This window comes from Dyella thiooxydans (assembly GCF_001641285.1).
Classification (GTDB): Bacteria; Pseudomonadota; Gammaproteobacteria; order Xanthomonadales; family Rhodanobacteraceae; genus Dyella_A; species Dyella_A thiooxydans.
This window is the reverse complement of the sequence record NZ_CP014841.1, coordinates 3,960,377-3,982,344: the sequence shown is the minus strand read 5'-3', so window position 1 is coordinate 3,982,344 and position 21,968 is coordinate 3,960,377. Positions and strand designations below refer to the sequence as shown.

Genomic DNA, 21,968 nt, shown 5'->3' with positions numbered 1-21,968 from the left:
TTTCTGGCAAGACCACGGTGAGGAGCACATGGCAAGCACGTTGCAGGCATTGGAAAGCTGGGTCAACGAGACGGCTGCGCGCACGCGCCCGGCACGGATCCACTGGTGCGACGGTTCCGATGCCGAGTACGCCGCCCTGGTGCAGCAGATGCTGGCCAGTGGCGACCTGATCGAGCTGAACCAGGAAACCCATCCCGGCTGCTACCTGCACCGGTCGAACCCCTCCGACGTGGCCCGCGTGGAGCACCTGACCTTCGTCTGCCCGCCGAACCGCGAGGACGCCGGCCCGAACAACCACTGGATGGACCCGGCCGAGGCGCACGCGAAGATGGATGCGCTGTTCGACGGCTGCATGGAAGGCCGCACCATGTACGTGGTGCCCTACTGCATGGGACCGATCGACTCGCCATTGTCGCGCTGCGGCGTGGAGATCACCGACAGCCCGTATGTGGTGGCCAACATGCGCACGATGACCCGCATGGGTGCCGCCGCCCAGTCCCGCATCGAGCGGGAGGGGAGCTTCGTGAAGGGCCTGCACTCCACCGGCGAGCTGGATCCGGATCGCCGCTTCATCATGCATTTCCCTGAAGAGCTATCGATCCAGTCCTACGGCTCCGGCTACGGCGGCAATGCCCTGCTGGGCAAGAAGTGCCATGCCCTGCGCATCGCCAGCCACCAGGCCCGCCGCGAGGGCTGGCTCGCCGAGCACATGCTGATCGTCGGCATCGAGAACCCGGCCGGCGAGACCCACTACATCGCCGCGGCCTTCCCGTCGGCCTGCGGCAAGACCAACCTGGCCATGCTGATTCCGCCCGAGGGTTACCGCCGGGAGGGCTGGAAGGTCTGGACGGTGGGCGACGATATCTGCTGGATGCGTCCGGGCGAGGACGGCCGCCTGTACGCGATCAACCCCGAGGCGGGCTTCTTCGGCGTGGCTCCCGGCACCAGCGCGAACAGCAACCCGAATGCGCTGGCCAGCATTGCGCGCGACACCATCTTCACCAACGTGGCAGTAACTGCCGACAACCAGCCATGGTGGGAAGGCCTGCCGGGCGAACCGTCCGTCGACTGGCAGGGGCGCCCCTACGATCCGGCCAACGGCCCTGCCGCGCACCCGAACGCCCGCTTCACCGTGAGCGCGAAGCAATGCCCGACCTGGTCGGAGAAGGCCGAGGACGCCCAGGGCGTGCCGATCAGCGCCATCGTCTTCGGCGGCCGCCGTCCGTCGCTGCTGCCGCTGGTGATGCAGGCGCGTGACTGGACCCACGGCGTGCTGATGGGCGCGGCGATGGGCTCGGAAACCACCGCCGCGGCCACCGGAGCGGTCGGCGTGCTTCGCCGCGATTCGATGGCGATGAAGCCGTTCTGCGGCTACCACTACGGCGACTACTTCGCGCACTGGCTGTCGCTCGACCGACCCACCGCGAAGCTGCCGGCGATCTTCCACGTCAACTGGTTCCGCAAGGGCGAAGACGGTCGCTTCCTCTGGCCGGGGTTCGGCGACAACCTGCGCGTGCTCGAGTGGATGATCGAGCGGGTCGCGGGACGGGCAGAAGGACGGGAGACTCCGGTCGGCGTGGTGCCCTCGCCTGGCGAATTGCGATCGGAGGGGCTCGACCTGTCAAGGCAGAGCCTGGAGGCATTGCTGGCGATCGACGAGGATGGCTGGCGACAGGAGATGGAGGCGATCGGCGGTTACCTGCGGGAATTCGCTCCCCGGTTGCCCGAGGCGCTGATGCGCGAGCAGGCCCGGATCGCCGCGGCCCTGGCGCAAACCCCGGAAGCCCCTCGGCGCAGCGTCGCCTCGGCGTAGGCCTTTCCACCCGTCCGGCCGCCACGGCGACCGGACGGGTGATTCAAACCCTTTGCGAGGGTGGTGCATCGAAGCTGGCAAGATGAGCACCGCCTGCCTCGCCACCGGATACCCGATGACGCCCGCGATGACCGCACCGGCCCCCGACACGGAGGATGTGCGCGCCGCCGCCGGCGGTGACCGCGTGGCCTTCCAGCGCCTTTATCGCCGCCACGTCGATCGCGTGTACGGTGCGGTGCTCCGGCTGGCCGGCTACGACCACGCCCGCGCCGAAGACCTTACGCAGGACGCCTTCGTCCGGGCCTGGCAGAAGCTCGCCGAGTTCCGCCATGAGAGCGCCTTCGGCACCTGGCTGTATCGGCTGGCGGTCAACGTGGCACTGATGGACATCCGCGCGCGTGGGACCAACCCGGTGGGTTTCGTCGACGAGGACGCCCTCCCGGAGCAGGGCGACACGCCGTTCTGTGCCGCCGAGCGGGACGAACTGGAGCGTGCAATCGGCAAGCTGCCGCCGCGTGCACGGGCGGTGCTGGTATTGCATGACATCGAAGGCTGGAAACACGAGGACATCAGCCGGGACCTGGACATGGCCGTCGGAACCTCCAAGGCGCAGTTGCACCGCGCCCGCGCCCTGCTGCGCAAGCTACTGGGAGAACCCGCATGAACGATTTCGAATGGCGCCGGCAATTGCGCGATCTGGGCCAACCGCAAGCACCGGGCCGCGACCTCTGGGCCGGCATCGAGCAGGCGATCGGCGTTGGCCGTCCGGCCGCACCGGGAGGCCGGACGCCTGCGCGGGCAACATGGTTCTTCGCTGCCGGGCTGGCCGCCGTGACCGTGCTCGCGGTCGGCCTGGCAAGGCTGCAGCCGGCGCCGACCCCGACGACACCGGATATCGCCGCAAGCAGTCGCTGGAAGCCCGAGGATCCGCGCCTGGCCGGCGCCGCGATCGAGTTGGGCGCCGCCCAGATCGAACTGCGCCAGGCCATCGCGCAGGCACCCGGTTCATCGGCGCTGCAGCGCCTGCTCGAACGTACCGAACAGCAACAGTCACGCCTGCGCCAGCTGGGCCACGACGCGGGCTGAAGCCCCGGAGCATCCTCATGAAGACATTCCGCTATCTGACCCTGCTCGCCGCGCTCCATGCCGGAGCTGCATGGGCCGACACACCGTTGGATCTCACCCACGCTGCCACACCGAAGGTCCGCGTATCGATCAGCAACATCAAGGGCGAGGTCAACGTTACCGCGTGGGACCGCGACACCGTCCACGTCGGCGGCACGCTGGGCGACGGCGCTCGCCCGCTGGAGATCACCGGGTCGGACGATGATCTCGAGATCAAGGTGCGCGCGCAGGGGCATTCCGGGCTTCTCAACTGGGGCAGCGACAACGCCATGGGGGCAAGCACGCTTGATGTGCAGGTTCCACGCGGTGCATCGCTCGACGTAAGCGTGGTGAGCGCCCCCCTGAGCATCGACGGGATCGACGGCGGCACGGTCGAAGTGAACTCGGTGAGCGGTCGCGTCCGCATCAATGCGCGTACCCCGAAGCTCAGCGTGGACAGCGTCAGCGGCAGCATCGAGCAGGCCGGCCACGCGGCGACCGCCGATCTGCAGACCGTCAGCGGCGACATCCTCGCTCCGGTGCTGGGCGCCGAGGCCCGGCTTGAAACGGTATCCGGCAAGGTACAGGCGCACGGCGGCCCGTGGAAGAAAGTCACGCTCAGCACCGTATCGGGCGACGTGGACGTGGCCGGCGACATGGCCGCAGACGGCAAGATGGACATCGACAGCATGAGCGGCGACGTCCAGGTGTCGTTGCCGACCGGCGTGTCCACCTCGATCCACGCCAGCAGCTTCAGTGGCAACCTTCGCAGCGCCTTCGGCACGGCGCAGCGCAACGAACACGGGCCAGGCAGCGAACTCGACGCCACGGCCGGCAGTGGCAGTGCCCGCATCGTGATCGAGAGCTTCAGCGGTGACGTGCGGATCCGCGCCGGCGATCACTGAGCCGGGCGAAACCGGGCGCAAGAAAATGCCGTCGCGATGCGACGGCATTTTTATTGGGTTCGTGGTGCCGGAAGCCGGTACTCAGAGATCCTGGTGATACTGCACGTACGGGGTCCTGGACTGGTCGGGCTCGGGACCGACCGGAGTGCTGGTCGAGGAGCCGGACGACCAAAGATTCTGCGCACCGACGCTCAATTGACCCTGCCAGGGAAGCTTCCAGGTCACCCCGAAGTCGATGCTGCTCCAACGGCGGTCCGGGCTGTAGGCACCGGGGATGCCAGCCGAAGGCTGCATCACCCGCCCCACCAGACTGCCGCTGAGCGGGCCGCGGTCGATGCCGAAGCTCAGCGCCTTCTGGTCGAGCGTATCGATGCCCATCAGGTTGCCCGGGAGCAGATGGATGCGCCCCACGCTGGCACCAAGGTCGATGCCGCTGCTGGCGTCCAGCGCCACACGGCCACGGGCATTGAGTTGGGTACTGCTGCCGAACGAGGACAACCCGTTCACGCCGGGAAGTGCGCCCGGCAGCACGCGCGGGAGGCGCGCGGCACTGTTCACGGCGTCGGCGCCCATGCTCAGACCGAGGCTGTAGCGGCCGGCACTGTAGGTTGCGCCGACTTCGCTGCCGAGCACTCGATAGGGGGCATTGGCCCAGGAATGCTCGGTGACTCCGGCGTGGGCCTGCAGGGAGGGGCTCAGCCGGTAGAGCACCCCGTTGGTAGCGACCGCGCCAGCATCCACCACGCTGAAAGCCAGCGGGGCGTCCGCCGCGGAGACGCCGGCCGGCTGCCGACCAGCCCCCAGCATGAGTACCCGACCGTCAGCGCCCCGCCACAGCGGGACCGCTACCCCGGGAGACACCTCGGCCACCTGGTCGGCCTGTCCGGACAGCAACTGACCGGCAAACTGGTCGTTCCCGGGCAACGCCTGAGCGGCCGCCGAGAGCGGCAGCAGCAGAAGCACGGCGAGGGCAAGTGGGCGGCGCATGACGGCAAAAAGCACACCAAGTCGGAGATGACGATCAGTATATCCCTTTTTACGTTTTGCTAACAGCACCGAAAAGCCGCTGTGGTGCACAGAACGGCAGGGCTGACGCCAGCATCGGACCCCCGTCCGAGCGAATGGTTTCCTGCGCCAAAACACGCCGCGCCCGGCGACAAAGCAAGGCTGCCGAGCTATAAAGGCTGCCTGTAATTTTTCACGTCGAGTTCACCCTCCCTGATGAGCTTCGTGCCCACCCAGAGCGCGAGCGGATCTGGCCGGACCAGTTCCGGGCAGCTTGCGCTGCATGGAGCGGTCGAACGGCTGTTCAGCGTGACCGACGCGGCCGGCGTCGTCGATGTCTGCGAGCGCCTGCTCGCTACTCTCGGATTCGCCGGACGCCTGCGCTGGCGGCTCCATGGCGACAGCTGGACGCCGGACCCGGGGGTGCGCCAGATCGACCTGGCCGACGATCCGCAGGGCCTGCGCACACTGATTCTCGAGTGTCCCGCCGCGCCACTGCCGGTAACCCTGGAAGCCGAACTGGCCTGGCTGGGCCGGGTGGTGGCTTCGCGGCTACGGCAACTGGCCGAAACCGCCAGGCTCTACGAGGCCATCTCCCGCCTGGCCATGGCCGAGCGCCTGCAACGCGCGCTGTACGCGATCGCCGAGCAGGCCGGTTCCGACCATGCGATGCCGGACATGATGCGCGCCCTGCACGGCATCGTCGGCAGCCTGATGTACGCGGAGAATTTCTACATCGTGTTGTATGACGAAGCCTCGGGAAGCGTGCGCTTTCCGTACTACGTGGACACGATGGACAAGGACCCGCCCTCGCCCGGCGAGAGTGTTCCGCTCAGGGAGATGGAGTACAGCCTCACCTGGAACCTGCTCAAGGGCGGGCAGCCGATCATGGGATCGATCGAGGAGGTGTCGCAGCAGTTGCCCGGCCGGCTGATACCGATCGGACCGAACTGCGAGCACTGGCTCGGCGTCCCGCTGCTGCGCGAAGGGCGGGTCGTGGGCGGTATCGTGATGCAGAGCTACCGCAGCGACACGCGATATACCCAGAACGACCGCGAACTGCTCAGCTATGTCGCCCAGCACGTGCAGACAGCGCTGGAGCGCCGGGCGGCCCACGCCGAGCTGGAGCGTCGCGTGGCCGACCGCACCGCTGCTCTGCGGGAGGCCAACCGGGTGCTGCGCCAGCAGGTGCTGCAGCGTCAGCGCGGGGAGCGGCTGCAGGCAGCACTGTTCCGCATCGCCGAAATGGCCAGCGCACCGGAGAGCCTGGAGGGCTTCTACGCTGCCGTGCACCGGATCATCAGCGGCCTGCTCTACGCCCGGAATTTCTACATCGCGCTGCTGGACGAGGACGGCAAGCAGATCAGCTTCCCCTACTCGGTCGACGAGGTGGACGCGGTGCGCCCGCCGCGCTCGCACGGACGAGGCGCCACCGAATACGTGCTGCGCCACGGCAAGCCGCTGCTGGCCGATCCGGCCGAGATCGACCGGTTGGTGTCGATCGGCGAAATCAGCCAGTTCGGCGCCCGCTCGGTGTGCTGGCTGGGCGTGCCGCTGGTCTGGAACGACCGCGTCATGGGCGTGCTGGCGGTGCAGAGCTACACCCCGGAGCACACCTACACGGCGCGCGACCAGGAGCTGCTCACCTTCGTCAGCTACCACATCGCCAACGCGCTGCAGCGCAAGCACACCAATGAGTCGCTCAAGCAGGCCTATGCGAGCCTGGAGCGACGCGTCGACGAGCGCACCCGCGCGCTGGCGCTGGCCAACCGGGATCTGCGCGAGCAGATCGCCGAACGCGAGCGGGTCGAGCGCCGGCTCAAGTACGAGACGCTTCACGACTCGCTGACCGGCCTGCCGAACCGCACCCTGCTGCTGCAGCGGCTCGACCACGCACTGAACCAGTACAAGGCCGATCCGCAGCGGCTGTTCGCAGTGCTGTTCATCGACCTGGACCGCTTCAAGGTCATCAACGACTCGGTCGGCCATCTGGTCGGCGACGACCTGCTGTTCCAGGTGGGCGGCCGCATCCGCGGCTGCCTGAAGACGCGCGACCTGGTGGCCCGCCTCGGCGGCGACGAGTTCGCGGTGCTGCTCGACGGCATTACCGAACCGGCCATGGCGCAGCAGATCGCCGAGCGCATCATCACCCAGCTCCAGGCCCCGTTCCGGCTGGGCATCAAGGAGATCTTCACCTCGGCCTCGATCGGCATCTCCCTGCCCGCGCCTCATTACCAGCAGCCCGAAGAGCTCCTGCGCGACGCCGATGCGGCGATGTACAGCGCCAAGGACGACGGTCGCCATCGGGCCGCGCTGTTCGACGACCGCCTGCGTTACGAAGCGCTGTCCCTGCTCGAGATGGAGGGTGACCTGCGCCGCGGCCTCGCGCGCAACGAGTTCGAGCCCTACTACCAGCCGGTGGTGGCGATCTCCGATGGCAGCATCGTGGGCTTCGAGGCACTGCTGCGCTGGAACCACCCGGAACGCGGCCTGCTGTCGCCCGGCGATTTCCTGATCGTCGCCGAGGAGAGCGGCTGCGCCGAAAACATCGACTGGCAGATCTTCGAGCAGGTGTTCGCACAGACGCTGGTGCTGACCCGCGGCGAGGGTTTCATCAGCATCAACGTGTCCGGCCGGCATTTCCGGCTGGCCGACCTGGACGAACGGCTGCTGGCGGCAATGGAACGTCATGGCGTGCCGACCCACTGCATCCGCATCGAGGTCACCGAACGCGCGCTGCTGGAGAATCCGCCGCAGGTCAAACGCATCCTGGAGAGCCTGCGCCAGCAGGGCGTGCGGATCTCCCTGGACGACTTCGGCACCGGCTATTCGTCACTGAGCTACCTGCACCAGTACCCGATCCAGACCCTGAAGATCGATCGCTCCTTTATCACCGAGCTGCCCCGCGACCTGGCCGAGCTGGAGGAGAACCAGGGCCTGGCCGTGGTGCGCGGCATCCAGGTGCTGGCCGACTCGCTGAAGATGGAGGTGATCGCCGAGGGCATCGAGGAGGAGCACCAGCGCGAAGCACTGCTCCGTATCGGCACCCGCTACGCGCAAGGCTTCCTGTTTGCGCGCGCGCAGCCCGCCTCGCACTGGCTGGGGCCCGACGCGCCGGCCCGGCTCCTGCCGCTGGCGGACTGAACGTCCGCCCTCGTTGTCTTACTGCGCCGTGGTCGACTGCGGGGTGCCACCCGGACTGCTCAGCAGATGTTCGGCGTCGATGCGGTCGAAGGTGTAGCGCTGGGCGCAGAACTCGCAGATCACCTCGATCTCGCCGTCGCGCGCGGCGAGCGCCGCCTCCACTTCCTCGCGCCCCAGCGCGCGCAGCATGGCCGACACCCGCTCGCGGGTGCAGCTGCAGCCGAAGGCCAGCGGACGCGGCTCGAACAGGCGCACGTTCTCCTCGTGGTAGAGCCGGTACAGCAGCTGTTCGGGTGCCGTGGCCAGCATCTCGTCCGCGCCCAGCGTGGCGGTGAGGTGCTCGATGCGCGACCACGCGTCCTCGTCCTGCACCGCGTCGTGCCCGCCCTCGCCCGGCAGGCGCTGCAGCATCAGGCCGACCGCATGCTCGCCATCGGCGGCCAGCACGATGCGCGCCGGCAACTGCTCGGACTGCACGAAATAGGCTTCCAGCGAGCGGGCCAGATCGGGCTGATGCAGGTCCACCAGGCCCTGGTAGCGTTGGCCGCGCTCGGCCGAGCCGATGGTGATCGCCATCACCGCGCCGGGCAGGTCTGCCAGCGCCAGCGGCTCCGGCAAAGGATCGCTCCACCGCGCCAGGCCGCGCAGGCGACCCCGGTCGGTGCACTCGGTGAACAGCAGGCGCAGGGCACCGGCGCTCTTGAGCTCGATCGACAACGCGCCGTCGAGCTTGATGTTGCCGGTCAGCAGCGCGCTGGCCGCCAGCGACTGGCCCAGCAGCGCCCGCAGGGAAGCCGGATAGTCGGCCCGGCCGGCGACTTCGCGCCAGGCCGGCCCCAGCCGCACGAGCACGCCTCGCACGCCCGCACGCTCGAGCAGGAAGCGGTGCAGCACGTCTTCGACCAGAATCGTTTCCACGGGAAGCCTCGTCATTCGTTGAACCCGGCTATATGGGGCTGGCCAGCGCCGCCTCAACGGTCGCTCCACACGCGCCCCTTATACTCGATGCTTTCGCGCCAAGCCGCCGTCCATGCCCCCACGAACCGCACTACGCCGCCTGCTGCGCTGGCTTGGCCTGCTCGCCCTGGCCTGGGTGGCCCTCAGCTGGCTGTTCGTGCTGGTGCTGCGCTTCGTTCCGCCGTGGACCTCGGCGGTGATGATGGAAAGGCAGCTCAGCGCCTGGATGCACGGTGAGAAGGATTTCCACCTGCACCACCGCTGGGTGCCGTGGCGCGAGGTTTCGCCCTGGGTGCCGCTGGCGATGGTGGCCGGCGAGGATCAGAAATTCCCGTTCCACCACGGCTTCGACTTCGACCAGATCCAGGACGCGATCGACGCCGCCGACGACGGCCGGCGCCTGCGCGGGGCCAGCACGATCAGCCAGCAGACGGCCAAGAACCTGTTCCTGTGGAACGGCCGCAGCTTCATCCGCAAGGGGCTCGAGGCTTACTTCACGGTGCTGCTGGAGGCCACCTGGCCCAAGCGGCGCATCCTCGAGGTGTACATGAACATCGCCGAGCTCGGGGACGGCATCTACGGCGTGGGAGCGGCCAGCGACACCTACTTCCACGTGCCGCCCGCACGCCTCGGTCCGGAGCAGGCCGCGCGGCTCGCCGCGGTACTGCCCAGCCCGCGACGGTTCCACGTCGACCGTCCGAGTGCCTATGTGCAGCGCCGGGTGGACTGGATCGAAAAGCAAATGGAAAGGCTGGGCGGGCCAGGATATCTGGACAGCGAACGCCCGCCCGCCAATACCGGCCGGCGCTGACCTCCTCTATTGGCCAGCGGCCGGCCAGTGCATAGCATGCCGTGTCGACCCGAGCCGCCTTCCCCATGACCGAACTGACCATCGTCGTCCCTGCCTACAACGAATCGAGCGTGCTCGACGCGTTCCACGCGCGCGCGCTGGCCGTGCTCGACACCCTGGGCATGGATGGGCGACTGCTCTACGTCGATGACGGCAGCCGCGACAACACCTGGGAACTGATCCGCGGCTACTGCGCGGACCCGCGCGTGACCGGACTGTGCCTGTCGCGCAACTTCGGCAAGGAGGCGGCGCTCACCGCCGGCCTCGACGCGGTCACCGAGGGCGCCGCCGTGGTCATCGACGCCGACCTGCAGGATCCGCCCGAACTGATCCCCGCGCTGGTCGAGCAATGGCGGGCCGGCTACGACGTGGTCTATGCCACGCGCAGCGCCCGCGCCGGCGAAAGCCGGCTCAAGCGGTTCACCGCGGCGGCCTTCTACCGGACCATGGAGCGTCTCTCCAATACCCCGCTGCCACGCGACACCGGCGACTTCCGTCTGCTCTCGCGCCGCGCGCTGGACGCACTGGCCACGCTGCGCGAGCGCCAGCGCTTCATGAAGGGCCTGTTCGCCTGGATCGGCTTCCGCCAGACCGCCATCCGCTACCAGCGCGACCCGCGCTTTGCCGGCGACACCAAATGGAACTACTGGCGGCTGACTCAGCTGGCGATCGAGGGCATCACCTCGTTCTCCAGCGCTCCGCTGCGCCTGGCCACCTGGATCGGCGTGGCCGCGGCGGCGGTCTCTTTCGTCTACGGCACATGGGTGTTCACCAAGGCGCTGATCTGGGGCGACCCGGTGCGCGGCTACCCCACGCTGATGGTGGTGATCCTGTTCCTCGGTGGCGTGCAGCTGCTGGCGCTGGGCGTGATCGGCGAGTACCTGGGACGCAACTACACCGAGACCAAGCAGCGCCCGCTGTACTTCGTGCAGGAGCGTGTCGACGGCGACCGCTGAGGCGATTCACGACGCCACCACACCGCAGCGCTCCGGCGGCGCTAGACTCGGCACAGATCCAAGCCCGGGAGTCGGCCATGAACCAGGTCAAGCATCTGCTGGAGATCAAGGGTCACGCGGTACACGCCGTGCCACCGGAAACGCCGGTACTGGACGCGATCCGGATGATGGCCGAGCGCCGCGTCGGCGCCCTGCTCGTGATGCACGCCGAGCGGCTGGAAGGGATCGTTTCCGAGCGTGACTACGCGCGCAAGGTGATCCTGCAGGGGCGTGCCTCGGCGTCTACCCCGGTGTCCGAGATCATGAGCGCACAACCGATCACGGTGACCCCGGAGACCGAGGTGCTCGAATGCATGCGCTTATGCACGCACAGCCGGATCCGGCACCTGCCGGTGATCGAAGACGGCCGCGTGGTCGGCCTGATCTCGATCGGCGACCTGGTCAAGGCGGTGATCGACGAGCAGGCCGAACAGATCGAGCAACTGCAGCGCTACATCACCGGGTGAACCTGCGCTGGGGGAGTGCGGGCTACCCTGCCGCGGTCCCCTCGGTGCCCGGCCCGGCCGACTCGTCGGGCGCCAGATCGGCGGACCAGCCGGCACGGGTGGCCACCCAGGTGGCCATCGAGGCCACCCCCGCGCCGAGCAGCGCCAGGCCACCGACGCCGAGGCCGAGCATGCGCAGGCCACTGACCGCGCTGGTGACCACCACATCGCCGAATCGCCAGACGGCGGTCTCGACGAAGTTCTTGCCCTTGTAGCGGGTTTCGCGGGATACCCGCGTGTAGAGCGCATCGGTGGCCGGCTTGGTCATGCCGTAGGCAAAGCCGCGCGTGATCACCATCGTCAGGGCCAGCAACGACACACTCGAGCCGAACACGACGACGCTGCCGTCGGAACCGGACAGCGCCAAAACGACCAGCAGCAGCACGTTCACCACCGCTGGCACCACCAGCCCCCAGCCGGCACCGAGGCGGATCAGCAGCCATCGCGTGGCGCTCAGTTGCAGCACCGCCCCAAGCGTGTTGGTGGCCAGGTCCAGGTTGTTGTAGAACGCCGTACGCGCCACCACGCCGGCGAAATGTGCCTTGGCGTAATCGGCCACCAATGCATAGGCCAGCGTGCCGATGCCGTCACCGAACAGCATCAGCAGCGCCATGTAGCGCATGAACGGCTGGGTCCACACCGCGCGCAGGCCGGCCCACAGCGAGCCGCCGATCACCTGGTCGCCGCGACTCTGCGGCTCCCTGCCCTCCCTCGCCGACAGCAGCAGGAGCAGTCCGAGCGACGCACCCAGCGCCAGCGCCGACACCAGCAGCAACGGCGGCACCCCGATAAGTTGCAGCAGCAGCTTGGTCAGCAGCGGGCCGAAGACGGCCCCGCCCATGCCGCCCAGTGCGATCAGCGAAAACGCCTTGCGCGCCTCGACGCTGGAGAAGATGTCGGCCATGAAGCTCCAGAACAGCGACACCACGAAGAGGTTGAACACGCTGACCCACACAAAAAACACCACGCCCAGGTTGCGCGCGCCGAGACGATCCTGCGCCAGGAAGGCCGGCACGAAAGCCAGCAGGCACAGGATGAAGAAGCTGTAGCTCCAGCACAGCAAGGGACGCCTCGGGAAGCGCGCCACCAGAAGGCCGAAGACCGGCGTCAGCGCCAGCATGACCACGAACACCGCCCCGTAGAAGAGCGGCAGCGACTGCGAACCCACGGCGCCGCCGAGCTGGTTCATCACCGGCCGGATGATGTAGTACGACGTCATCAGGAAAAAGAACGCCAGTGCCGACAGGGCCGAGGCGGTACCCAGCCTGGCAGCGTGATTGGGGGATGCGCTCAAGGGGAGTTCCAGCGTGGGTCCGGCAAAGACTAGCATGGGGCCATCAGGCCCCCGCGGGGGCACGGGGGAACGGGAATGGCTTACGACTACGTCATCGTCGGCGCTGGCTCGGCCGGCTGCGTGCTGGCCCACCGGCTGAGCGCGAATCCGGACACGCGGGTACTGCTGCTGGAAGCCGGGCCGCGCGACTGGAACCCGCTGATCCACATGCCGGCGGGCCTGGCGCGGCTGGTCAAGGTGCGCAGCGTGAACTGGGACTACCACACCGAGCCCGAGCCGCAATTGCTCGGCCGGCGCCTGTGGTGGCCGCGCGGCAAGACGCTGGGCGGCTCCAGCTCGATCAACGCGATGTGCTACATCCGCGGCGTGCCCGGCGACTATGACCGCTGGGCCGAGGCCTCGGGCGATCCGCGCTGGAGCTGGCACCAGGTGCTGCCCTGGTTCAAGCTGAGCGAGGACAACGCGCGAGGTGCAGACGCCCGCCACGGCACCGGTGGGCCGCTGGGCGTGTCGGACCTTCGCCACCACAACGTGCTGTCGGACGCCCTGCTGGAGGCAGCCGGCCAGGTCGGCCATGCGCGCAACGAGGACTTCAACGGCGAACACCAGGAAGGCTTCGGCCTGTACCAGGTCACCCAGCGCAACGGCGCGCGCTGCTCCACCGCGACCGGCTTCCTGCGGCCGGTGCGCGACCGCGCCAACCTCGAGGTACGCACGGGCGCCCTGGTCGAGCGCGTGATCATCGAGCGCGGCCGCGCGGTCGGGGTGCAGCTGCGCAACGGCAGCGGCTCGCAACGCATCGATGCCGGCCAGGTACTGCTGGCGGCCGGTGCGATCAATTCCCCCCACCTGCTGATGCTGTCGGGCATCGGTCCGGCCGACCACCTGCGCGAACACGGCATCCCCGTCGTGCTCGACCAGCCGGAAGTCGGCGGCAACCTGCAGGACCACCTGGACATCTGCACCCTGGTCGGCAGCACCCGTCCGGTCACCTACGACCATCTGAACGAAGTGGCCGCAGGCCTGCGCTACCTGATCGCGCGGCAGGGTCCTGGCACGTCGAACATCGCCGAGGCCGGCGGCTTCCTGCGCAGCCGGCTGGCCACCGACGAGCGCTGCGACCTGCAGTTCCATTTCGTGCCCGCCCTGCTCGACGACCACGGTCGGCACCGTCTGCCCGGCGACGGCTACACCCTGCACGCCTGCTACCTGCACCCGCGCAGCCGCGGACGGCTGCGGTTGCGCTCGGCGGACCCTGCCCGGCCGGTGGCGATCCACGCCAACTACCTGGGCGACGGCGAAGGCCACGACCTCGCCCGGATGATCGAGGCGGCGAAGCTGTCACGCGACATCCTCGCCCAGGCCGCCTTCGATCCCTACCGGGGCGAACCGGTGTTCCCGGAGACGGCGCTGGAAAGCGACGCCGAGTTCGAGGCTTTCATCCGCCGCAAGGCCGAATCGGTCTACCACCCGGTCGGCAGCTGCCGGATGGGCCGGGATGCCGGCGCCGTGGTCGACAGCGAATTGCGCCTGCGCGGCATCGACGGACTGCGTGTAGTCGACGCCTCGGTGATGCCGGAACTGCCCTCGGGCAACACCAATGCGCCGACGATCATGATCGCCGAGCGAGCCAGCGCGCTGCTGCTCGGCATGGAGCACTGAAGCCGGCGGTGACGCTCCCGCCTGGAGGCTGACTCCCGCCTGTTCGTGCACCCCGGGTTTCGTTGTGGCCGGGCGCGAACTCGCCGACAATCCGGCGATCAGAAGCATGACCGGCGCCTGCCGGAAGTCCCCCTTTTTTCCCACCTCCGGCAGCGCTGCCGGGCACACCCTCGAGCCGCATGCCGTTCCGTCCCCTGACCCTTGCCCTCGCCAGCGCGCTGGCTCTGTCCGTCGCCATGTCCGCCGCTGCGGCCCCACTTCGACAGGATCCGACCACCCAGGTGGTCAGCAACGTGCCGTCCGCCCAGGTGCCACCGGCCCGGGTCAAGGCAGCCCTCGGCGACTACCGGCACTGGCTGGACGAACTGGGCCGGCGTCATTCGGTTGCGGGCCTGGCGACCGCCGTGGTGGTCAACGACAAGGTGGCCTTCGAATACACCATGGGTTACGCCGACGCCTCCACCAAGGCTCCGGTGGAGCCGAACACGGTGTTCCGTCTCGCCTCGCTGTCCAAGGCCTTCGCCACCGGACTCACCGCGCTGCTGGTGCGCGACGGCAAGCTGAGCTGGGATACCAGGCTGATCGACGTACTGCCGTTCTTCAAGCTCAAGGACATGCAGGCGGCCGAGCAGGTTACGGTCGGCGACATTCTCGGCCAGCGCGTCGGCCTGCCGCGCAACACCTACGACAACATGCTCGAGGACGACGTCCCCTACGAAGAGCTGGTCCGCAAGCTCGACGAGGTGGACATGGCCTGCGGCCCGGGCCAGTGCTACGGCTACCAGAACGTCGCCTTCAGCCTGATCGGCGATGTGATCTACACCGAGACCGGGGACTTCTTCTATCGCCTCGTGGACAAGCGGATCTTCTACCCGCTCGGCATGAAGACGGCGAGCTACGGGCGCGCCGCGCTGGAGGCCAGTCCGAGCTGGGCGCGTCCCCATCGACCCGCTGGTCACGGCGAGTGGCGCCCATTCGAGCCGAAGGAGGCCTATTACCGCGTCGCTCCCGCCGCTGGTGTGAACGCCAGTCTGCGCGACATGGAGAAATGGCTGATTGCCCAGATGGGTGGCCGACCCGACGTGCTGCCCGCCGACCTGCTGGCCGTGCTGCATGCCCCCGGCGTGGCGACACCGGTGGAGATGCACTCCACGCCCTGGCGCCGCGCGCGGATCACCCAGGCCCATTACGCACTGGGCTGGCGCGTATTCACCTATGGCGGCGAGACGCTGATCTTCCACGCCGGCGCGGTGCAGGGCTATCGCACGATGATCGGCTTTTTCCCCAAGTACCACGTGGGTATCGTGACCATGTGGAACTCGGCCGGCGCAGCGCCCTCCGGCCTGATGCCGATGATGTTCGACCGCCTGCTCGGCCTGCCGCACGTGGACTGGGCCGGGCTGGAGAGTCCGCCGCCGACCCAGCCGGAGCGGAGACGCTCTCCGCGTCGTCACCACCACCGCTGACGTCGGTTGGCGGACCGACCGCAACGGTCAACGCCGCCTCCCGGACAAGCAAACGGCCAGCAGTCCTCTGCTGGCCGTTTTCGCTCAACCCTCGCGCCCCGTCAAAGCTTGAAGTTGATGCGGTTGGTGACCGTGCTGTCGACCGGCTCGCCATTGCGGGTTGCCGGCTTGAACTCCCAGCGGTCTACCGCATCGATCGCCGCGCGCTCGAAGACATGCCGCGGCTGCGCCTCGACGACCTTGATGTCCGCGGTATGCCCGTCAGGCTTAACCGTGAAGGACAGCACCACGAAGCCCTCGGTCCGCGAGCGCTGCGCCTGGGTCGGGTAGCGCGGCTGCACGCTGCGGATGAGCACAGCAGGCGTCAAGGTCGGCTGCACCGGTGCAACCTGCGCGGTCTGGCTGGGCGTGCTGGCGGGCTTCTGCGTGGTCGCCGGTCCTGCCGGTCTGGCCGTCGCCGTCGCCGTCGCCACCTGCGCCGCCTGCTCCTGCGCCGCCTTGTCCGCTGCCGCCTTGTCTTCGGCCGCCTTCTGCGCAGCGAGCTGCTGCTGGCGCGCCTGGTCGGCAGCTTCCTGCTGGGCCTTGTCGGCCACCTTGCGCTGGGCATCCAGCTTGGAGCGCAGGATCGTCAGCGTGTAGTTGGCCGGATCGGCTTTCGCGAGCAGGTCGATCTCGCGCTGGGCCTCGTTGAAGTTGCCGGCATTGATCTGCTGTTCGGCCGCGCTTGCCGCGAACGGGAAAGTCTCGCGCAACGCGTCGGTCGCCACCGGATTGCCCGGCTCACGCTCCAGCGCCTTGAGGTAGAACTCGAAGGCGTTGTTGCCGGCCGGCGCCAGATAGCGCTGGTCGTTCATCGCCTTGCGGGCCTCGGCCAGCAGCTGGTCGGTACCCATCGCCTCCACGTTGGCCGGCGGCGGCGCCTGCACGGTGTTGGTGGTGACCGGGCTGGACGGATGGCCGCCTGCGTCGGACAGCAGCATCTCTTCGTGCGGCTGGATCACCAGGAACCAGGAGGCGACTGCCAGGACGACGATGATGGCCAGAGCGGCCAGTGTGACGGGCCGTACGGCCCCGCGCGCGCGACGGCGCGCCTCGAGTTTGATTCGGGTATCCATGATCTCTCGCTGAGTGGCATCAGATACCCGCGCTTTTTCCCCCCGTAAATCCAGGAGCGACGACCTGCCCCCAGGTGCGGCGCGGCGCGGATGAGCGAAAGGTAACCGCATTGCGGAGTCACGGCAAACGGCGGCAGGGCCTGTCGCCATGATGGGTGGGGAACGGCTTTTCCCGACCCCAGAACGAAGCATCCCGGCGCATGGCCGGGACGAATCGCTTTCGAAGGGCTTCCCCGCGCTGGGCACCGCGGGGAAACAAATTCGAACGAACTTTCTAGTTATGTAGCGACTTACTTCTTGGCCTTGGCCGTCTTGGTGGCCTTGGCCACCTTGGCCGGAGCGGCCTTCTTGGCAGCGGCCTTCTTCGGCGCGGCCTTCTTGGCAGCGACCTTCTTCACCGCGGTCTTCTTGGCGGCGGTCTTCTTGGCGGCGGCCGGCTTCTTGGCAGCAGCCTTCTTCGGAGCAGCCTTCTTGGCGGCAACCTTCTTCACGGCAGCCTTCTTGGCGGCCGGCTTCTTCGCCACCGGCTTCTTGGCGGCGACTTTCTTCACGGTGGTCTTCTTGGCGGCCTTCTTGGCGGCCGGTTTCTTTGCAGCGGTTTTCTTGGCAGTGGCCATGGTTCGTCTCAGCTCCTCATCAGTTGGCAGTGGTTGCCCAGTAAAAGCGTGAAGGAACGCCTCGACCAGCAAATCGCTGTTGGTGGCGTGCCGAAGATTGTTCACCTGGCGGTGGGTGCGCAGATCGGACAGAAGTCGCAGGACGTGAAGTGGAATCGAGACGGTGATCTTGCGTACCGCGCCAGCTTTCTCGCCGTGCTCGACATAGGGTTGTACATACTTCACTGCCGACATAGCACCTGTTCCCCAGAATCTGGTGCGAAAGCTATTCCCGAAGATTTCAACTGTCAATTGATTTTGAACACCCGGAAACGACCCGCCAGCCCCCTCCCAGCCCGCCCAAAAGCCCCGCCACACAAGGCGTTGCGGCAATTCGCGAATCAATAAGAAAGACGTATAGACGTCCATACAAAATTCTTTCGCATTTGCCGTCCGTCGCGGAAAACCGCGCTGTATAAAGGTTTGCGGCCACCATCGGAAAAAAACGCATCGCCGGCACATGCATCGCATGCACGATACGCTTGCTCGCAAACGCGCTCCCGGCACCTCGGAAAAATGGATGAACGGAAGACGACCGAAGCACCGTTCGCGGAGGAAATTTTTTTCCTTCACCCGCGCCGGCGACGTCCGGATACGACGACGGCCGCTCTCGCGGCCGTCGTCGGAACAATCGAGGAGCCGATCCGTCAGTGGTCTTCGTTCTCGATCTGCTCGGCGTAGGCGTCCGCGGAGAGCAGGTCGTCGAGTTCGGCGCGATCGCTCGGACGCACGACGAACAGCCAGCCCTCGCCGAACGCATCTTCATTGATCACTTCGGGCTTGTCGGTCAGCGCCTCGTTGACCTCGACGATCTCGCCGGACACCGGCGAATAGATGTCCGAAGCGGCCTTCACCGATTCGACCACCGCCACGCCATTGCCTGCCTGCACGCTCGCACCGATCTCGGGCAGCTCCACGTACACCAGGTCGCCCAGCGCCGCCTGGGCATGGTCGGAAATGCCCACGCGAACCAGGCCGTCGTCCTCGACGCGGGCCCATTCGTGGGATTTGAGGAATTTCAGATCGCCGGGAATCTCGCTCATGATCGGGTCCAGTCGTTGGAGTGGGAGGAAGGTGGACGCGGCGATTCTAGCGCGCGCGCCCGGTGCCGCCGAGTCACCCCGGCGGCAGGGAGTCAGATGCCCTCGCAGGGCTTGCCGTCGCGCACGAACGGATACTTGACCAGGCGTACCGGCAACTCGCGGCCGCGGATATCCACGCGGATGTCGCCCGGCTCGCCGGCCGGGATGCGGGCGAAGGCGATCGCCTTCTCCAGCGTGGGCGAGAAGCTGCCCGAGAGGATTTCGCCCTCGCCCTGCGCGGTGAGCACCTTCTGGCCGTGACGCAACACGCCCTTGTCGTCCAGCACCAGGCCGACCATCACCCGCTTCACGCCATCGGCCTTCTGCGCCTCGAGTGCGGCGCGGCCAATGAAATCGCGGCCTTCGTCCAGCGCGATGGTCCAGCCGAGGTTGGCCTCCCACGGCGAGACATCCTCGTCCATGTCCTGGCCGTAGAGGTTCATGCCGGCCTCCAGTCGCAGGGTGTCGCGTGCACCCAGGCCGCAGGGCCTCACGCCCGCATCGACCAGCGCCTGCCACAACGCCACGGCGTGCTCTTCCGGCACGATGATTTCGAAGCCGTCTTCGCCGGTGTAGCCGGTACGCGCGACGAACAGCGGCATGCCGTGCGGACCCGGCGCCGCGGCGGCGGCGAACTTGCCCAGCTTCTCGATGCGGGGGCGATCGGCCTCGGCGATCAGGCCGATGACCTTGCCGCGGGCGTTCGGTCCCTGCACCGCGATCATCGCGAACTCGGGGCGCTCCTTGACGGTGACGTCGAAGGCTCTGGCCTGGGTCTCGATCCAGGCCAGATCCTTGGCGCGGGTCGCCGCGTTGACCACCAGCCGGTAGTGGGCGTCGTCGAAGAAGTAGACGATCAGGTCGTCGATCACGCCGCCGCGCTCATTGAGCATGCACGAGTACAGCGCCTTGCCGGCGACCTTCAGCTTGTCCACGCTGTTGGCCAGCAGGCGCCGGAGGAACTCGCGTGTGCGCGGTCCGTGCAGGTCGATCACCGTCATGTGCGAGACGTCGAACATGCCGGCGTCGCCGCGCACGGCGTGATGCTCCTCCATCTGCGAGCCGTAGTTGATCGGCATGTCCCAGCCGCCGAAATCGACCATGCGGGCGCCGAGCGCGCGATGGGTGTCGTTGAGTACGGTCTTCGCAGTCATGGGGAGCGCGCCTGGGGAAAGCGCGAATTATCGCCGCCGCGCCCCGGCCAAGCCAAGCGGCAGTGCCGCGTCAGCGCGACGTGACGATCCGGCGAAAGGTCAGGTTGAGCCGCGGCCGCTCCAATCCCTTCGCCCGCGGCAGGTCGTGGCGATACAGGCGCTGGGTGTCGCCGGCCATCCGCAGCAGGCTGCCGTGGCGCAGGATCAGGCTGCGGATATCGTCGCGCCGCGAGGGTTCCCCGCGGGCGCGCCGCGGGCGCAGCCGGAAGCGCCGCTCCGCACCGAGGCTGAGCGAGGCGATCACCGGCCGCTCGCCCAGCTCGGGCTCGTCGTCGCTGTGCCAGCCCATCGCGTCGTCGCCATTGCGATAGAGATTGGCCAGCACGCTGTTGAAGCGTTCACCGCAGGCCTGCCCGACCCGTGCGCGAAGTCCGTCCAGCCGCTCCGACCAGGGATGCGGCTCGAAACGCGTGCCGGAATAGACGTAGCTCGTGCCCGGATCGCCGATCCAGCAGCTCAGGCGCGGCGAAGCCACCTCGCGCCCGAAGATCCGGATCCGGTGATTCTCCCAGCGGATCGCGACGAGCAGCTCGGCGAGCAGCGCATCGGCCTCGGTCGGCGCCAGCCAGTCCTCGATGATCGACAGCTCCGCCCCGGGTAGCGGCAGCGCCTGCCACGTGGCTGCGCCCATCACGACGCCCTCAGGCGATCGCGGGGTACGACGGCTCGGCATCCAGCGTGGCCGCCACGATGCCGGCCAGTTCCAGCAGGCGCAGGTCCGAGCCGCGCGCACCGACCAGCTGCAGGCCGATCGGCAGACCGTCCGGCAAGGTACCCATCGGGATGCTCACCGCCGGACAGCCGGCCAGGCTGGCGAAGCTGGTGAGATCGGCGATCGAGTCCGGCACCGGGCCATCGAGCGGAAACGCCCCCTGCGGGGTGGTCGGTAGCACCAGCACATCCACCTGCGAGAACAGCCGGCGCATCTTCAGGGTGGCCGCATCGAGCACGCGGTCGGCGTTGGCATAGTCGCCAGCCGATTTGTGCGCCGCGTAATCCAGCATGTGGCGGAAGCGGGGCGAAACCGGATGCGCGGTGTCGGCCAGGTCGGCGGCGAAGGTGCCGAGCATCTCCGCCTCCATCAGCAGCAGGCCGGCGCGGCGGGTGCGGGCGAAATCCCAGTCGCTGAAATCCACGGTGCGGCGCTCGCCCAGCTCGCGCGGCAGCTTCGTCATGGCCGTATCGAACACGGCGATCACGTCCGGCGCCACGCCGACCGCGGCCAGGTCCGGCAGCAAGCCGGCACGCAACCGTCCCGGCTCCCAGTCCGGCAGATCGAAGGCGACGCGCCGGCGGCGCGAGCGGGCATCGTCGGCGTCATAGCCGGCGAGCACCTGCAGCAGCACCGTGAGGTCGTCCACACCGCGTGCCAGCAGACCCACCGCATCGAGGCGCCGCGCGGCGGGCACCAGGCCACGGGCTGAGATCTCGCCGTGAGTGGGCTTGAGCGCGAACACGCCGCAATAACTGGCCGGGATGCGGATCGACCCGAGGCTATCCGAGCCGACCGCCGCCACCGCCAGGCCGGCCGCCACCGCCGCCGCCGCGCCGCCGGACGAGCCACCCGCGCTGTAACCGTGCTTCCACGGATTGTGGGTGGCGCCGAAATGCGGATTGTCGGTCACGGCGCCCAGCGCGCCTTCGTCCATGTTGGTCTTGCCCAGCAGCACCGAGCCGGAAGCACGCAGGCGCGCGACGGTGTGGGCGTCGTCCTCGGCCGGCACCAGACGCCCCGGCAGCCCGGCGCGGGTCGGCCAGCCCGCCACGTCGAAGTTGTCCTTGATCGCGACCGGGATGCCATCCAGCCGCCCGATCACCCCGTCACGCCGGCGCTTGCTGGCCGTGCGCGCCTGCTCCTGCACCAGGCTGCCGCGCACGTCCACGTAACAGTTGAGCTGCGCATCGATGCGCTCGATCGCCTGCAGGTAGGTGTCGGCCAGCACCTGCGGCTGCACGCGGTCGATCGCCAGCCAGTGCAACAACTGGCAAAGGGTCGCCCGGCGCATGTCCCGTTCGGAGATCGGCGGCAACGAATTCATGCAGGCTCCCTGTAAAAGACGTGCCGGGATTATCCCCGCGCCACGTGAAGCGAATGCAAGGCTTGCCGCAGCACGTTTGCCCGGCAGCGCGGGAATCCGGACAATGCGCCTCCTGTTCGATACCCGCGCGCACGGTCAATCCGGCGCCCCAGCCCGACCCG

19 protein-coding genes are annotated in these 21,968 nt (G+C 68.1%); 10 read left to right on the top strand and 9 right to left on the bottom strand.

The window, feature by feature from the left end:
- Positions 1-28: 28 nt before the first annotated feature.
- From ATSB10_RS17845 to ATSB10_RS17830, 4 genes are all read left to right on the top strand, one after another.
- On the top strand, positions 29-1,813 hold the full coding sequence (locus tag ATSB10_RS17845; protein ID WP_063674063.1) for a phosphoenolpyruvate carboxykinase (GTP): 1,785 nt from the start codon (positions 29-31) through the stop codon (positions 1,811-1,813).
- Between the two features lie 115 nt (positions 1,814-1,928).
- Complete coding sequence (locus ATSB10_RS17840; protein WP_063674565.1) at positions 1,929-2,477, top strand: RNA polymerase sigma factor; 549 nt, start codon at positions 1,929-1,931, stop codon at positions 2,475-2,477.
- Positions 2,474-2,899 carry a hypothetical protein gene (locus ATSB10_RS17835; protein WP_063674062.1) on the top strand — a complete coding sequence of 142 codons (426 nt, stop codon included), beginning with the start codon at positions 2,474-2,476 and terminating at the stop codon, positions 2,897-2,899. Before ATSB10_RS17840 ends, ATSB10_RS17835 begins: the two co-directional genes overlap by 4 nt.
- A gap of 17 nt (positions 2,900-2,916) precedes the next feature.
- A complete protein-coding gene (locus tag ATSB10_RS17830; RefSeq protein ID WP_063674061.1) occupies positions 2,917-3,822 on the top strand; it encodes a DUF4097 family beta strand repeat-containing protein in 906 nt (301 codons plus the stop codon).
- An 81-nt stretch (positions 3,823-3,903) separates the two neighbouring features.
- Here the strand turns inward: ATSB10_RS17830 and ATSB10_RS17825 are convergent, their stop codons facing one another.
- Positions 3,904-4,809, bottom strand: coding sequence for a hypothetical protein (locus ATSB10_RS17825; protein WP_063674060.1), 906 nt, complete (start codon positions 4,807-4,809; stop codon positions 3,904-3,906).
- Positions 4,810-5,043: 234 nt separating this feature from the next.
- On the opposite strand from ATSB10_RS17825, the gene ATSB10_RS17820 reads away from it, so the two are divergent.
- Complete coding sequence (locus tag ATSB10_RS17820) at positions 5,044-7,971, top strand: bifunctional diguanylate cyclase/phosphodiesterase (RefSeq protein WP_063674059.1); 2,928 nt, start codon at positions 5,044-5,046, stop codon at positions 7,969-7,971.
- A gap of 18 nt (positions 7,972-7,989) precedes the next feature.
- On the opposite strand, the gene hslO is transcribed toward ATSB10_RS17820, so the two are convergent.
- Entirely contained in the window at positions 7,990-8,904 is a 915-nt protein-coding gene (hslO, locus tag ATSB10_RS17815) for an Hsp33 family molecular chaperone HslO (protein WP_063674058.1), read from the bottom strand.
- 97 nt (positions 8,905-9,001) lie between these two features.
- Here hslO and mtgA point away from each other — a divergent pair, with 97 nt between their 5' ends.
- The 3 genes from mtgA (at position 9,002) to ATSB10_RS17800 (ending at position 11,240) form a co-directional block, all read left to right on the top strand.
- Positions 9,002-9,739 (top strand): monofunctional biosynthetic peptidoglycan transglycosylase, encoded by a 738-nt coding sequence (gene mtgA, locus ATSB10_RS17810; protein WP_063674057.1) that lies wholly within the window; start codon positions 9,002-9,004, stop codon positions 9,737-9,739.
- A 65-nt stretch (positions 9,740-9,804) separates the two neighbouring features.
- Complete coding sequence (locus tag ATSB10_RS17805; RefSeq protein WP_063674056.1) at positions 9,805-10,734, top strand: glycosyltransferase family 2 protein; 930 nt, start codon at positions 9,805-9,807, stop codon at positions 10,732-10,734.
- A gap of 77 nt (positions 10,735-10,811) precedes the next feature.
- Positions 10,812-11,240 (top strand): CBS domain-containing protein, encoded by a 429-nt coding sequence (locus tag ATSB10_RS17800; protein WP_063674055.1) that lies wholly within the window; start codon positions 10,812-10,814, stop codon positions 11,238-11,240.
- A 22-nt stretch (positions 11,241-11,262) separates the two neighbouring features.
- On the opposite strand, the gene ATSB10_RS17795 is transcribed toward ATSB10_RS17800, so the two are convergent.
- Positions 11,263-12,573: an NTP/NDP exchange transporter gene (locus ATSB10_RS17795; protein WP_083966287.1), complete on the bottom strand. Its 1,311-nt coding sequence runs from the start codon at positions 12,571-12,573 to the stop codon at positions 11,263-11,265.
- 75 nt (positions 12,574-12,648) lie between these two features.
- Between ATSB10_RS17795 and ATSB10_RS17790 the strand changes: the two genes are divergently transcribed.
- Both ATSB10_RS17790 and ATSB10_RS17785 read left to right on the top strand, forming a co-directional pair.
- On the top strand, positions 12,649-14,235 hold the full coding sequence (locus ATSB10_RS17790) for a GMC family oxidoreductase (protein ID WP_063674054.1): 1,587 nt from the start codon (positions 12,649-12,651) through the stop codon (positions 14,233-14,235).
- A gap of 179 nt (positions 14,236-14,414) precedes the next feature.
- A complete protein-coding gene (locus ATSB10_RS17785) occupies positions 14,415-15,701 on the top strand; it encodes a serine hydrolase domain-containing protein (protein ID WP_063674053.1) in 1,287 nt (428 codons plus the stop codon).
- A gap of 101 nt (positions 15,702-15,802) precedes the next feature.
- On the opposite strand, the gene ATSB10_RS17780 is transcribed toward ATSB10_RS17785, so the two are convergent.
- The 6 genes from ATSB10_RS17780 to ATSB10_RS17755 form a co-directional block, all read right to left on the bottom strand.
- Positions 15,803-16,816, bottom strand: coding sequence for an energy transducer TonB (locus tag ATSB10_RS17780; protein ID WP_063674052.1), 1,014 nt, complete (start codon positions 16,814-16,816; stop codon positions 15,803-15,805).
- 290 nt (positions 16,817-17,106) lie between these two features.
- Positions 17,107-17,841, bottom strand: a complete 735-nt coding sequence (gene metJ / locus ATSB10_RS19870) for a met regulon transcriptional regulator MetJ (protein ID WP_343123800.1) — start codon at positions 17,839-17,841, stop codon at positions 17,107-17,109.
- 278 nt (positions 17,842-18,119) lie between these two features.
- Positions 18,120-18,515 (bottom strand): glycine cleavage system protein GcvH, encoded by a 396-nt coding sequence (gene gcvH / locus ATSB10_RS17770; protein ID WP_063674050.1) that lies wholly within the window; start codon positions 18,513-18,515, stop codon positions 18,120-18,122.
- A 92-nt stretch (positions 18,516-18,607) separates the two neighbouring features.
- Positions 18,608-19,708, bottom strand: a complete 1,101-nt coding sequence (gene gcvT / locus ATSB10_RS17765; protein WP_063674049.1) for a glycine cleavage system aminomethyltransferase GcvT — start codon at positions 19,706-19,708, stop codon at positions 18,608-18,610.
- A gap of 70 nt (positions 19,709-19,778) precedes the next feature.
- Positions 19,779-20,399 carry an alpha-ketoglutarate-dependent dioxygenase AlkB family protein gene (locus ATSB10_RS17760; RefSeq protein ID WP_063674048.1) on the bottom strand — a complete coding sequence of 207 codons (621 nt, stop codon included), beginning with the start codon at positions 20,397-20,399 and terminating at the stop codon, positions 19,779-19,781.
- Between the two features lie 10 nt (positions 20,400-20,409).
- Positions 20,410-21,807, bottom strand: coding sequence for an amidase (locus ATSB10_RS17755; RefSeq protein ID WP_063674047.1), 1,398 nt, complete (start codon positions 21,805-21,807; stop codon positions 20,410-20,412).
- Between the last annotated feature and the right edge of the window lie 161 nt (positions 21,808-21,968).

Bases quoted from the DNA above. Each gene is read 5' to 3' on its own strand.
- ATSB10_RS17845 (WP_063674063.1), top strand. From the start codon at position 29: ATGGCAAGCACGTTGCAGGCATTGGAAAGCTGGGTCAACGAGACGGCT.
- ATSB10_RS17840 (WP_063674565.1), top strand. From the start codon at position 1,929: ATGACGCCCGCGATGACCGCACCGGCCCCCGACACGGAGGATGTGCGC.
- ATSB10_RS17835 (WP_063674062.1), top strand. From the start codon at position 2,474: ATGAACGATTTCGAATGGCGCCGGCAATTGCGCGATCTGGGCCAACCG.
- ATSB10_RS17830 (WP_063674061.1), top strand. From the start codon at position 2,917: ATGAAGACATTCCGCTATCTGACCCTGCTCGCCGCGCTCCATGCCGGA.
- ATSB10_RS17825 (WP_063674060.1), bottom strand. From the start codon at position 4,809: ATGCGCCGCCCACTTGCCCTCGCCGTGCTTCTGCTGCTGCCGCTCTCG.
- ATSB10_RS17820 (WP_063674059.1), top strand. From the start codon at position 5,044: ATGAGCTTCGTGCCCACCCAGAGCGCGAGCGGATCTGGCCGGACCAGT.
- hslO (WP_063674058.1), bottom strand. From the start codon at position 8,904: ATGACGAGGCTTCCCGTGGAAACGATTCTGGTCGAAGACGTGCTGCAC.
- mtgA (WP_063674057.1), top strand. From the start codon at position 9,002: ATGCCCCCACGAACCGCACTACGCCGCCTGCTGCGCTGGCTTGGCCTG.
- ATSB10_RS17805 (WP_063674056.1), top strand. From the start codon at position 9,805: ATGACCGAACTGACCATCGTCGTCCCTGCCTACAACGAATCGAGCGTG.
- ATSB10_RS17800 (WP_063674055.1), top strand. From the start codon at position 10,812: ATGAACCAGGTCAAGCATCTGCTGGAGATCAAGGGTCACGCGGTACAC.
- ATSB10_RS17790 (WP_063674054.1), top strand. From the start codon at position 12,649: ATGGCTTACGACTACGTCATCGTCGGCGCTGGCTCGGCCGGCTGCGTG.
- ATSB10_RS17785 (WP_063674053.1), top strand. From the start codon at position 14,415: ATGCCGTTCCGTCCCCTGACCCTTGCCCTCGCCAGCGCGCTGGCTCTG.
- ATSB10_RS17780 (WP_063674052.1), bottom strand. From the start codon at position 16,816: ATGGATACCCGAATCAAACTCGAGGCGCGCCGTCGCGCGCGCGGGGCC.
- metJ (WP_343123800.1), bottom strand. From the start codon at position 17,841: ATGGACGTCTATACGTCTTTCTTATTGATTCGCGAATTGCCGCAACGC.
- gcvH (WP_063674050.1), bottom strand. From the start codon at position 18,515: ATGAGCGAGATTCCCGGCGATCTGAAATTCCTCAAATCCCACGAATGG.
- gcvT (WP_063674049.1), bottom strand. From the start codon at position 19,708: ATGACTGCGAAGACCGTACTCAACGACACCCATCGCGCGCTCGGCGCC.
- ATSB10_RS17760 (WP_063674048.1), bottom strand. From the start codon at position 20,399: ATGGGCGCAGCCACGTGGCAGGCGCTGCCGCTACCCGGGGCGGAGCTG.
- ATSB10_RS17755 (WP_063674047.1), bottom strand. From the start codon at position 21,807: ATGAATTCGTTGCCGCCGATCTCCGAACGGGACATGCGCCGGGCGACC.